General features: G+C 72.0%; 11 protein-coding genes. 5 read left to right on the top strand and 6 right to left on the bottom strand.

Translation table 11 applies throughout. The features are described 5' to 3' along the window. Window positions 1-11: 11 nt before the first annotated feature. From JMV16_RS05445 to JMV16_RS05435, 3 genes are read right to left on the bottom strand one after another with little or no spacing between them, the layout of a single operon-like run. Entirely contained in the window at window positions 12-1364 is a 1353-nt protein-coding gene (locus JMV16_RS05445; RefSeq protein WP_201493163.1) for a tetratricopeptide repeat protein, read from the bottom strand. Window positions 1365-1379: 15 nt separating this feature from the next. Beyond that, window positions 1380-2819 (bottom strand): amidase, encoded by a 1440-nt coding sequence (locus JMV16_RS05440; RefSeq protein WP_201493162.1) that lies wholly within the window; start codon window positions 2817-2819, stop codon window positions 1380-1382. Beyond that, window positions 2819-3463: a DsbA family oxidoreductase gene (locus tag JMV16_RS05435; protein WP_236580369.1), complete on the bottom strand. Its 645-nt coding sequence runs from the start codon at window positions 3461-3463 to the stop codon at window positions 2819-2821. Before JMV16_RS05435 ends, JMV16_RS05440 begins: the two co-directional genes overlap by 1 nt. A gap of 126 nt (window positions 3464-3589) precedes the next feature. Between JMV16_RS05435 and JMV16_RS05430 the strand changes: the two genes are divergently transcribed. From JMV16_RS05430 to JMV16_RS05420, 3 genes are all read left to right on the top strand, one after another. Further along, entirely contained in the window at window positions 3590-3970 is a 381-nt protein-coding gene (locus tag JMV16_RS05430; protein ID WP_201493160.1) for a DUF2946 domain-containing protein, read from the top strand. Between the two features lie 186 nt (window positions 3971-4156). Then, window positions 4157-6310 carry a TonB-dependent receptor gene (locus JMV16_RS05425; RefSeq protein ID WP_236580368.1) on the top strand — a complete coding sequence of 718 codons (2154 nt, stop codon included), beginning with the start codon at window positions 4157-4159 and terminating at the stop codon, window positions 6308-6310. An 11-nt stretch (window positions 6311-6321) separates the two neighbouring features. Then, window positions 6322-7887, top strand: a complete 1566-nt coding sequence (locus JMV16_RS05420; RefSeq protein ID WP_255511410.1) for a PepSY domain-containing protein — start codon at window positions 6322-6324, stop codon at window positions 7885-7887. 39 nt (window positions 7888-7926) lie between these two features. On the opposite strand, the gene JMV16_RS05415 is transcribed toward JMV16_RS05420, so the two are convergent. Then, window positions 7927-8757: an SRPBCC domain-containing protein gene (locus tag JMV16_RS05415; RefSeq protein WP_201493158.1), complete on the bottom strand. Its 831-nt coding sequence runs from the start codon at window positions 8755-8757 to the stop codon at window positions 7927-7929. A 183-nt stretch (window positions 8758-8940) separates the two neighbouring features. Continuing rightward, window positions 8941-9366 (bottom strand): Lrp/AsnC family transcriptional regulator, encoded by a 426-nt coding sequence (locus JMV16_RS05410; RefSeq protein WP_201493157.1) that lies wholly within the window; start codon window positions 9364-9366, stop codon window positions 8941-8943. A gap of 123 nt (window positions 9367-9489) precedes the next feature. Between JMV16_RS05410 and JMV16_RS05405 the strand changes: the two genes are divergently transcribed. Continuing rightward, entirely contained in the window at window positions 9490-10530 is a 1041-nt protein-coding gene (locus JMV16_RS05405; protein ID WP_201493156.1) for an ornithine cyclodeaminase, read from the top strand. Between the two features lie 40 nt (window positions 10531-10570). Here JMV16_RS05405 and JMV16_RS05400 read toward each other — a convergent pair whose 3' ends face one another. Continuing rightward, window positions 10571-10837: a hypothetical protein gene (locus JMV16_RS05400; protein WP_201493155.1), complete on the bottom strand. Its 267-nt coding sequence runs from the start codon at window positions 10835-10837 to the stop codon at window positions 10571-10573. 123 nt (window positions 10838-10960) lie between these two features. On the opposite strand from JMV16_RS05400, the gene JMV16_RS05395 reads away from it, so the two are divergent. Further along, window positions 10961-11887 (top strand): LysR family transcriptional regulator, encoded by a 927-nt coding sequence (locus JMV16_RS05395; RefSeq protein ID WP_201493154.1) that lies wholly within the window; start codon window positions 10961-10963, stop codon window positions 11885-11887. Window positions 11888-11939: the final 52 nt, after the last annotated feature.

Genomic DNA, 11939 nt, shown 5'->3' with positions numbered 1-11939 from the left:
CCGCGCGGCCCTCAGGCTCGCGCCGTCATCGGGCTCGACATGCGCTCGATCCAGTGGCGGGTGAGCGGCGTCACGCGCTTGGCCATGCCGCGCTCGTTGAGCAGGGCGCGGCCGTAGGAGCGGCGACCGCCCTGGGCGGCGGCGGCGAGCAGGCTGAGGTCGATGAGATCACGCTGGGCATGGCTGCCACCGAAGCGCTGGGCCTGGGCGCGCACCGGCGCCATCAGGTCGACCGCAGTGTCGGCGTCGCCGCGCGCCAGCGCCAGCATGCCGCGCATCAGCGGCAGGCCGACCTCGCGCGCCATCAGGTGGTTGCTGCGGCGCGCGTCGGCGGGCGCCAGGGCGCGCTCGGCGCAGCGCGCCAGCCAGGCCTCGGCGCGCGGCGCCTGGCCGGCGGCGATCATCGCCAGCACCGCGTGCAGATCGTTGAAGGCGTAGTGGCCGGCGCCCACGCCCTCCAGCGGCCAGTCCTTGAGCAGCGCCGTGGCCTGGGCCGCCACGTCCTCGCCCAGCAGGTGCAGCCGCCACAGCAGCGAGGCGGCGTCGACGCGCTGCAGCGAGAGCTGCAGGTTCTGGCCGCTCAGGTGTACGTCGAGCAGGCGCTGCACGCCGGCCAGATCCATCGCCTCCAGCCGGAACAGCGCCTTGTGCCACCACAGATGGCAGGCGAAGCCATTGCCTTCGGCCCAGGCCTCCTGGTGCTGGCGCAGCCAGTTGGCGCCGTCCTCGAAGCGGCCCTGCATCTCCATCACATGGGCCACGGCGTGTACGGCCCAGGGCACGCGCGCATTGGCCGCCAGCGCGCGGCGGCCGGTCTCCTCGGCCTGGGGGTAGAGATTGCACTCCTCCAGGCCGAAGGCGTAGAGCGCCAGCACATAGGGGTGGAGCGGGTCGGCCTCGTCCCATTCGGGCAGGGCGCGCGCCGGGCGCTGGCGCAGGCCGGCGGCGTCGCCGCGGTAGAAGTCCCACAGCTGGGCCCATTGCAGCGCCAGCGCGTCGCGGGGGTGATCGACCAGCAGTTCGTCCCAGATGCGGCAGGCCACCTGCCAGCGGCCCTGGTACACGGCCTCCACCGCCTCGAGGTGGGCGCGCTCGCGCGCCGTGCCCTGGCCTTGCAAGGCGCGCGCCAACGCCAGCTCGGCCTCGGCCTCGGCCAGCAGCGCCGGCTCGGTAAGGCTGAGCAGGAAGCCGGCACGCATGACGTGGGGCAGGGGCCAGCCGGCATCGGCGGCAACGGCGGCGTCAAGATCGGCCAGCGGTGTGTCGTAGAAGGACATCATCCGCCACAGCGCCCGCTCTGCCGCGTCGCGGGCGGCCGTCGAGGCGCTGCCACAGGGGTTGCCGCGCAGGTCCGGGGTAGCCATGGGCGCAATGTAGCGCTAGTTGCGGGCGGCGCTTTCGGGCGTTGCAGGCGGCTCAGGCCAGGGCCGCGGCGGCGGGCGCAGCTGCTCCCAGGCGCGCGCCAGCCTCAGCACGCCGAGGTCGTCATGGCGGCGGCCGGCGATCTGCAGGCCTATGGGGAGACCGCCCTGCGGGCCGGCCGCCGTGTGGCCGCAGGCGATGCTGGCCGCCGGCTGCTCGCTCATGTTGCAGGGCAGGGTGAAGGCTATGTGCTCCATTGCACGCGCCGGGTCGTTGCTGGGCATGGCCCACTCGGCCGGGAAGCCGGCCACCGGCGCCACCGGCGAGATCACGAAGTCATAGGGCTGGCAGGCCGCCACCGCGGCATCGCGCAGCGCCGCGAACTGGCCATAGCCTTCGAACAACCGCGCCGCGCTGCAGCCGGCGGCTGGCGCCACCCAGTCGCGGATGAAGGGCAGGACACGGGCACGGCGCGCGGGCGGCAAGGCCTCCATGTCCAGCCAGGAACGCAGGCGCCAGAAACGGTCGATGCCGTCGGCCATCGCCCGCGTGGTGAACGGCGCCAGCGGCTCCACGATGGCACCGGCGCCCTCGAAGGCACGCGCGGCGGCCTGCACCGCGGCGGCGGTCTCGGGCTCGACCGCCAGGCCCCAGCCGGCGTCGAGCAGCAGGCCTATGCGGCGCCCGCGCAGGAAGTCGCGCGGGTCGACTTCGAAGTCGCGCCAGGCGATGTCCTGCGGCGGCAGGCTGGTGGCGTCGCGCCAGTCGGGGCGGGCGAGCACTTCCATCAACCAGGCGGCGTCGCTCACCATGCGCGTCAGCGGCCCGGCCACGCGGCCCAGGTAGGGCGGCTTGATGGGCACGCGGCCATTGCTGGGCTTGAGGCCGAACACGCCGCACCAGGCCGCGGGCAGGCGGATCGAGCCGCCGATGTCGGTGCCCAGGTGCAGCGGGCCGTAGCCGGCGGCAGCAGCCGCGGCGGCGCCGGCGCTGCTGCCGCCGGGGTTCATCGCCAGGTCCCAGGGGTTGCGCGTGAGCGGATGGAAGCTCGACAGCCCCGAGGACAGCATGCCGTAGTCGGGCATGGTGGTCTTGGCGATGAAGACGGCGCCGGCCTCGCGCAGCCGCGCCGCCGGCGGCGCGTCGTCGGCCGCCGGCAGCAGCTCGGTGGCGGCCGTGCCCAGCGGCTGGGGCACGCCGCGGGTGGCGATGTTCTCCTTGATCGTCACCGGCACGCCGTCCAGGCCGCCGAGCGATTCGCAACGCCGCCAGCGCGACTCGGAAGCGCGCGCCATCGCCAGCGCCGCTTCGGCATCGAAGGCATAGGTGGCGGCGATGTGGGGCTCCCAGCGCGCCACCTGGGCGATCACCGCCTGCGCCACTTCCACCGGCGACAGCGTGCCGGCGGCGTAGGCGGCGTGCAGCGCCGCCACGCCCAGCTCATGCAGCGCGGCCATCAGGCCGACGTGCCGGCGGCGATCTGGCGCAGCGCCTGCTCGAAGACCTCGGGCGGCTGGCCGCCGGAGATGAGGTGCTTGCGATCGATCACGACCGCCGGCACCGACTGGATGCCGGCCCGCTGCCAGAACTGCTCGGCCTCGCGCACCTCGTCGGCAAGAGCATCGCTGGCGAGCAGCTCGCGCGCACGGTCGGCATCCAGGCCGGCGGCGGCGGCCAGCTCCAGCAGCACGTCAGGCGCGCCGGGGTTGCGCCCCTCGCCGTGGTAGGCCTGCAGCAGCGCGTGCTTGAGCGCGCGCTGGCTGCCTGCGGGGCCCTCGCGCCCGGCCCACAGCAGCAGGCGGTGGGCGTCGAAGGTGTTCCAGACGCGGGCCCGCTCGCCGAAGGCAAAGCCCACGGCGGCACCGCGCTCGCGCAGCACGCCGCGGTTGTGCGCCAGTTGCGCATCGTTCATGCCGTACTTGGCCTTGAGGTAGTCGCCGGCGTCGGCACCCTCGGGCGCCATCGTCGGGTTCAGCTCGAAGGGCTGGAACTCGATCTCGACGGCAATCTCGCCACCCATGCGTTCGAGCGCGCGCTCCAGCGCGTGGAGGCCGACGGCGCACCAGGGGCAGGCGACGTCGGAGATGAATTCGATCTTCATGGCGGCGATCCAGCGGCGGAAGGGGGCCGCAAGCGTAGCCGAGGCGGCTGGCGGGCGCGCAAGGACACGGCGGCAGGCCCGTCGCGGGGCCGCCAAGGGAGCGTTCATCTGGATACACTTCGGCGCGTGCAGACCTGCCGCCGCCATCGCCAGCCCACCGCCTGGATCGCCCTGTTTGCGATGCTGGTGCTTGCGCTGGTGCCGACGATCTCGCGCGCCATGGCGTCGCAGCAGGGCCCGATGTCCTGGGTCGAGATCTGCACGCCGCAGGGCATGCAGCTGGTTGCCATCGCGGACGGCGAGGAATCCCAGGCCCACACCAGCGGCCACCTGGACCACTGCGCCCTGTGCGGCCTGTCGGCCGATGCCGGGCCGCCCCCGGTGGCGGCGCCCCGGCCGCCCCAGCTGCCGGGCGGCACGGAAGTGCCTCGCCTGTTCCTGCAGGCCCCGTACACGCTGCCCGCATGGCGCAGCGCCCAGCCGCGCGCCCCGCCGGCCCGCGCCTGACACCACCCCCCTGAGAGCGCCTGCGCCGGGCTGAACAGCCCGGCCGCCGCTCGCCCGTCTGCCCGTCCCGGCCCACGCGGCCTCGCTTCGCCGTCGATCCGGCCTGCCCCGCCCTGGGCCTTGCGCCCGGCCGGTGCCCGCGTGCGTCCACTCCCCCTGCCTACGGCTTTGAGCCCCCCCTCCATCATGAAACTCCACATCAGCTTCCGTCTCTCCCCCATCGCCGCCGCCCTGCTGCTGGCCAGCCCTGTACAGGCCCAGACCTCCACGCCCGAACAGCGCGTCGTCGTGACCGGCACCGCCGCACCCGCGCGGCTGGACGCCACGCCCAGCACCGGCTCGCGCCTGGGCCTGAGCGTGCGCGAGAACCCGGCCTCGGTGGCCCTCATCGACCGCGCCGACATCGACGCCATCGGCGCGCTCGACACGCAGGACATCCTGAAGCTGGTGCCCGGCGTCAGCTTCTCGGCCCAGCCCGGCTCGCCCGCATCGGTGTTCTTCCGCGGCTTCAACAACGCCAGCCTGTCCCAGCTGTACAACGGCATCAGCGTGCAGTACGACGCCATCGCGGCACGCCCGGTCGATGCCTGGATCGTCGAGCGCGTCGAGGCCATAGGCGGACCGTCGAGCTTCCTGCACGGCTCGGGTGCAGTGGGCGGCTCGATCAACGTCGTGACCAAGATCGCCGACACCCAGGGTGACCTGACGCACGCGAGGCTGGCCGTCGGCGACCAGCGCCAGGCCGCCCTCAGCGTGCAGCGCAGCTTCGGCAGGCAGGTGCTGCGCGCCGACCTCAACACCACCCAGGGCACGGTCGACACCATGGGCCGCGATCGCGAGTCCTGGCAGGCGGCGCTGTCCTGGCGTTCAGAGCTGGGCACGACGCTCAGCCACACGCTGGCGGTGGAGCAGCAGCACGAACTCGTCGAGCAGCCCTACTGGGGCACGCCGCTGCTGCGCGACGCGGCGAATGCCGTGCTGGGCGAAGTGCGCATCGACCCGCGCACGCGCGGCGTCAACTACAACGTGCTCGACGGCAAGTACAGCCAGGAGGTGCTGTGGGTGCGCTCCATCCTCGAGTGGCGCCTGTCGCCTGCCACGGATGTCAGCCATACCGCCTACCACTACGAGGCCCTGCGCGACTACGAGAACGTCGAGGTCTACAGCTGGGTCAACGGCAACACCCAGGTCGAGCGCTCCAGCGCGCTGCTGCAGCGCCACAACCAGGACGTGTGGGGCAGCCGCGGCGAGCTCTCGCACAAGGCCACCATCGGCGGGCTCAAGAGCGACTTCGCCGCCGGCTGGGACTTCAGCTTCAACAAGCAGACGCGCTACCCGCTGAGCGTGGCCGGGCCCTTCGACCGCACCGACCCCTACGCGCCCGCCGCCAGCTTCTTCTACCAGACCCCCGGCATCGTGCCGGGCTACAACCCCGGCGCCACCAACCGGCTGCGCACGGCGGCGCTGTTTGCCGAGAACCGCACCGTGCTGGCGCCCGGCTGGGCCCTGACCACGGGGCTGCGCGCCGACCGCATCGCCCTGGCGGTGCGCAACCACCGCACGGTGACGGCCACCAACCCGGCCCTCTTCGAGACGAGCTTCAAGCCGGTCACGGGCCGCATCGGCCTGGTGCATGACCTCACGCCCGGCTGGCAGGTCTACGCCCAGTACAGCACGGCGGCCGATCCGCCCTCGGGCCTGCTGGCCACGGCCGGCTTCGCGGCGCTGCGCGACTTCGACCTCACCAAGGGCCGGCAGGTGGAACTGGGCAGCAAGGCCAGCTTCGACAACCGGCGCGGCGAGCTGAGCGTGGCCCTGTACGACATCGTGCGCGAGAACCTGTCCATCACCGACCCCAACGACCGCACCAAGGTCGTCCCCGTCGGCCAGCAGTCCAGCCGCGGCGTCGAGTTCAGCGCGCGCTGGCGCCCCCTGCCGCAGTGGCAGGGCAGCCTGCAGCTGGCCTGGACCGATGCCAAGTTCGACGACTTCTTCGAGACCGTGGGCACCACCGTGGTCTCGCGCGCCGGCAACGCGCCCGCCAACACGCCCGACTGGGTGGTCGGCGGCGCGCTCGCCTGGCAGGCCACGCCGACGCTGCAGCTGGCGGCCGACTGGCGCCATGTGGGCCAGCGCTTTGCCAACAACGCCAACACCATCTGGGAAGGCGCCTACGACCTGCTGGGCCTGTCGGCCAGCTGGCAGGCCGCCGAGGGCGTGAGCCTGCGCGCCCGCATCAACAACGCCACCGACAAGACCTACTCGGCCACGCTGGGCAACAACCTGGTCTACCTGGGTGCGGCGCGTTCGGCCTCGGTCAGCGTCGACTGGAAGTTCTGAGCGGGGCGCGCGTGAAACGCTGGCTCTACCTCGTCCACCGCTGGCTGGGCATCACGCTGTGCCTGGTGATGGCGCTGTGGTTCCTGTCCGGCATGGTGATGCTGTATGTGGGCTATCCCAAGCTCACCCCGGCCGAGCACCTGGCCGGGCTGCCGGCGCTGCCGGCCCAGGGTTGCTGCGTGCCACTGGCGCAGGCGTTGCGGGCCGCGGGCCTGGACGGCGCGTCGGCGGCTTCGGCCGCGGCAGACCGGCGCGGCAACCGGCCCGAACCCGACAGCTGGCGCCTGACCAGCGTGGCCGGAGCGCCGCGCTACGTGTTTGGCGACGCACGGCACCCGGTGGCGGTGGACGCCATCAGCGGCGCGCGCATCTCGGGGGTCTCGGCCACCGATGCGCTGGCCTCGGCACGCCACTTCGCCGGCGGCGTGCCGGGCCGCTACCTCGCGCAGCGCGGCGAGGACGCCTGGACCCACTCACGCGCGCTCGATGCCCACCGGCCGCTGCATGTGGTGGAGGTTGACGATGCCGACACCCGCTGGCTCTACGTCAGCAGCCGTACCGGCGAGGTCGTGCGCGACGCCAGCTTCGTCGAGCGCAGCTGGGGCTGGCTGGGCGCCTGGCTGCACTGGCTCTACATCCTGCGCGGCGGGGCGCTCAATGAGTGGTGGACCGACATCGTGATCGCGCTGTCCCTGGCGGCAACGGTGGGCGCGCTCGCCGGTCTGGTGATCGGGGTGCTGCGCTGGCGCTTCCGCGGGCGCTACAAGAGTGGCCACCGCACGCCCTACACCGGCTTCATGGAGCGCTGGCACCACCTGCTGGGCATGGCCGGTGGCGTGCTGTGCCTGACCTGGGTGCTGAGCGGGCTGCTCTCGGTCAACCCGTGGAAGCTCTTCAATGCGCCGGGCGCCAGGCCTGACCGCATGGCCTATGCCGGCGGGCCGCTGCAGGCGCAACAGGCACCGGCGGCGGCCGATGTGCTGGCGCGGCTGCAGGCGCTGGGCCACCAGCCACGCGAGCTGCAATGGCGGCGCCTGGGCGGCGACCACGACGTGCTGGCCCTGGGCACGGGCGGAACCTGGGTGGTCGACGCCACCCAGGCCCACGAGCAGGCAATGCCGCAAGCTCGCTGGCGCGCCGCCGCGCAGGCGCTGCTGCCGGGTACACGCATCGTGCAGCAGCAGCGGCTGACAGCCTATGACCACTGGTACTACGCCCGCGAGCCGCACACCATGACAGGCCACAGCGAACGCCCGCTGCCGGCATGGCGGCTGCAGTTCGACGACGCCAACGACACCTGGGTGACGATTGCAGAACACACCGGCGCCATCGTGCAGGTGAGCGACGGCCACCGGCGCGTGGACCGCTGGTTGTTCGCTTTCCTGCACAGCTTCGACCTGCCACAGCTGCTGGCGGCGCGCCCGGCCTGGGACGCCTGGATGCTGGTCTTCAGCCTGGCCGGCCTGGGCCTGAGCCTGACCGGCGTGGTGACCGGCTGGCGGCGGCTGCGTCGCAAGGCCCGCCCAGCCCGCGCTGCCGCAGGCCTGGCGGGCCCGGTGGGGCAGGCGCCGGGCTGAGGGCGGGCGGCGGGCGGCCCGCCTGCGCGTGAAGCGCGCTCAGGGCGCCGGCCGCCCGAGCGCCGCCTCCAGGCGGTCGAGGTTCTCCTCGTTCGCCGGCACCACCACCTGGCGCACCTTGGCGCACATCTCGGCGCTGTCGAAGCGCATGTGCCAGCCAATGCGGCAGCGCCCCGGGCCCAGGGTCTGCAGCGAGATGCGAAGGTCAAAGTTGGGCCAGTTGACATGGCGCAGCGCCACCAGTTCATCGGCCACGATCTCGGTGAACCGGCTCTCGTTCGGGTAGAGCGTGCCGTCGGGGCCGTGCATCGTGAAGCGCCAGCTTCCGCCAGGCCTGAACTCGAACACCTCGAAGCGGTTGGAAAAGCCCTTGGGCCCCCACCACAGCGCCAGCTCGCGCGGGTCGGCCAGGGCCTGGAAGACGCGCTCGGCGCCGAAGTCGATCACGCGCGAGGTGGCGAGCACGGGCTCCTCGGCCGACTCTTCCAGCGGCTGCACCAGATGGATGAGGTTGCCGCAGCCGTCCTCGAACATCACGGCGGTGATGGGCCCCATCACAGCCGGCTCGCCGCGCACGACGACGCCGCGCGCACGCAGCCGTGCCGCCTCGGCCGCGATGTCGCGCGAGACGAAGGCGGTGGCCGGAATGCCGGCCTCGAAGAGCGCGCGCTGGTAGACGCGCGCCGGCTCGAAGGCCATGGGCTCCAGCGCCAGCTCGACCCCGGCGATGCCCTCGGGCGCGGCCACGGTGAGCCAACGGTAGTGGCCGATGGCGATGTCGGCCTTCTTCACGAAGCCGAGCCGCTCGGTGTAGATGGTCAGCGCCTCGTCCTGGTCTTGCACCAGCACGCTGTTGAGGGTGATCTTCATGGCTGCTCCCCGGCTAGCGACGCCTGCCGTGCGCGAAAACGCGCACTGGACGGATGGTCGCCGAAATCTTCCGGCTCGGGGAGCGGGCGCACCTCGATCTCGCACGCGCCGTCGCAGGGCGCCAGGCAGCGGCGCAAGCATGCCGGGCCATCGAAGTGAAAAGAGGGCCGATGCCGACCGATGCTAGGCCAGCTTGTAGGTCTGCAAGTGGATGCTGGTTTCGGTGCCGGCAATGCCCTTGATCAGGCGCACGCGCTCCAGCACCTCGGCCAGCTCACCCAGGCTGGCGGCGCGCAGTTCGGCCAGCAGGTCCCAGCGGCCGTTGGTGTCATGCAGCGCCGCCACGCCGGGCTCGCCCAGCAGGGTGGCGATGACGGCGCGCGTCTGGTTGCCGTCCACCGCAATGCTCATCCAGGCGCTGATGCGGTTGGTCTGCACGTCAGGGCGCAGGCGCACCGTGTAGCCGACCACCACGCCCTCGTCCTCGAGCTTGCGGATGCGGTTGCTGACGGTGCCGCGCGAGACACCCAGCTTCTTGGCCAGCATCGCGACGCTGGCGCGGGCATCGCTGCGCAGCAGGGCAATGAGCTGCAGGTCGGTGGCGTCCATTGCGCATTCTGGCATTCAAGGCTGCCATTTCGCCAGAACTCTGCGCTTTGGCAGGCAGTCTTGGCGCTGGCCCCTGCCACGTCCGCCCCGAACAATGCTGGCAAGACAAGACTGGAGACACACATGACAACCCTGCTCGGCACGCAAGACATCGCCCGCATCGTGGCCGCCCATGGCCTGCCCGAGGTGCTGCGGCGCATGGAGGCCGCCATCGCGGCCGATTTCCGCCGCTGGCCCGAGTTCGACAAGGTAGCGCGCCTGGCCAGCCATTCGGCCGACGGCGTGATCGAGCTGATGCCGGCGGCCGACGCAACGCACTACGCCTTCAAGTACGTCAATGGCCACCCCAGGAACACCGCCGCCGGCCTGCCCACGGTGATGGCCTTCGGTGTGCTGGCCGATGTGGCGACGGGAATGCCGACGCTGCTGAGCGAACTGACCATCACCACCGCGATCCGCACCGCGGCCACCTCGGCGCTGGCGGCGCGGGCGCTGGCGCGGCCGGGCTCGCGCACGATGGCGCTGATCGGCAATGGCGCGCAGAGCGAGTTCCAGGCCCTGGCCTTCCACCACCTGCTGGGAATCACGACGCTGAGGCTCTACGACACCGACGCCACTGCCACCGCCAAGCTGATGCGCCATCTGCGCGCCGTGCCCGGCCTGCGCCTCATCGCCTGTGCAGGCACGGCCGAGGCGGTGCGCGGCGCCGACATCGTGACCACGGTGACGGCCGACAAGCGCCGCGCCGTCATCATCGAGCCCGCGATGATCGAGCCCGGCATGCACCTCAATGCCGTCGGCGGCGACTGCCCGGGCAAGACCGAGCTGCATCCGGGCGTGCTGCAGGCGGCGAGCGTCTTCGTCGAGTACGAGGCGCAGAGCCGCGTGGAGGGCGAGATCCAGCAGATGGCGCCCGGTTTCAAGGTCACCGAGCTGTGGCGCGTGCTCACCGGCCAGGCCCAGGGCCGCCGCAGCGAGACCGAGGTGACGGTCTTCGACTCGGTGGGCTTCGCGCTCGAGGACTTCTCGGCGCTGCGCCTGCTGGCCGAGCTGGCGGCCGAGCTGGGGCTGGGGCAGGAGCTGCCGCTGATCCCCGCGCTGGCCGATCCCAAGGATTTGTTCAGCCAACTCGCCGTGAGCACGCCGCGCCTGCGCGCGGCCTGAACCCACGGCCCCGGCGGCTAGCGCCGCCGGCCTTGCTTGATCAGCGCTGCGACTGCGCTGTCTGCTCGGCGCGGTCGGCGGCCGCGAACAGCTCGGACGCGAAGCGCGGGTCGATCTCCATCATCTGCTGCGCGTAGCTGCGCACGCCAGCGCAGTCGGTCTCGAGCTGGTTGCGCTGGCGGCGCTCGGCGCGCGCCCGGCGCGAGACTTCGAAGACCTGCAGCAGGCGCGAAAACGCCGCAGCCGCCAACCAGGCACCGTAGGGCATGCGAGTCTTGTCGGGGACGGTGACGGTCATGGTGGTCATTTGCTTTTCCTCTCAGGGCCACCGACGCCGGTGACCATGCCCGTAGATTAGGGTTAGCACTAATGATGTTCAATTGAATAATTTGCACTTGTTGTATGAACATGGTTCATATCATTGGGTCGCATGAGCACCAACTACCGCACCCTCGATCTCAATCTGCTGCGCGTCTTCGACACCGTGATGGCCGATGGCAGCCTCACGCGCGCCGCCGCCACGCTGGCCATGACCCAGCCGGCGGTCAGCCACGCCCTGCACCGCCTGCGCGATGCGGTGGGCGAGGAGCTGTTTCAGCGCGCCGCCCGCGGCGTGCGGCCGACACCGCGCGCCGAGGCCCTGTGGCCCCAGGTGCGCGAGGCCCTGGCCAGCCTGCGCCAGGCGCTGGCGCCGGGTGAGTTCGACCCGGCCCGGGACGCCATGCAGTTGCGCATTGCGATGGCCGACGCCACGGCGGCCCTGCTGGCGCCGGCCCTGGTGCGCGCCATCGAGAGCGCGGCGGCGGCCGTCAACCTGCGCGTGCTGCCGCTGACCACGCGCGACCCGCGCCGCCTGCTCGCCGACGACGCCGCCGAACTGGCCGTGGGCTTCTTTCCCGAGGCCGTGGCCGCCGTCGTGGCCCAGGGCGAGGAAGGGCCGATACGCCACGCGCGGCTCTACGACACCCGCTATGTCTGCGTGATGCGCCGCGGCCACCCACTGGCAGAGCAGGCACTTACTCTCGACAATTACTGCGCGGCCCATCACTTGCAGGTGAGCTTTTCGGGCCGGCCGCACGGCTATGTTGACCTCGCGCTGGCAGGACTGGGGCGGCAGCGGCGCATCCTGCTCACGGTGAACCAGTTCTTCACGGCCGGCCGCGTGGTCTCGGAATCCGACCTGCTGACCGTGCTGCCCGAGCACTTCATCGCCGCCACCGGCTACCGCGACGAACTGCTGGTGCGTGAGTTGCCCCTGCCCATGCCGCCGGTGCATGTGTCGATGCTCTGGCACCTGCGCCACGACGCCGAGGCCTCGCACCGCTGGCTGCGGGCGCTGGTGCAGGCGGCGACCTAGTCGGAGCGTGGGCGACCAAAAGCGGACAAGTTCTGCTACCGCTTGCCGATAA

This window comes from Rubrivivax sp. A210, assembly GCF_904426505.1.
Lineage (GTDB): Bacteria > Pseudomonadota > Gammaproteobacteria > Burkholderiales > Burkholderiaceae_C > Rubrivivax.
Note: the sequence above shows the minus strand (reverse complement) of the source record. Positions and strands in the feature narration are given on the sequence as shown.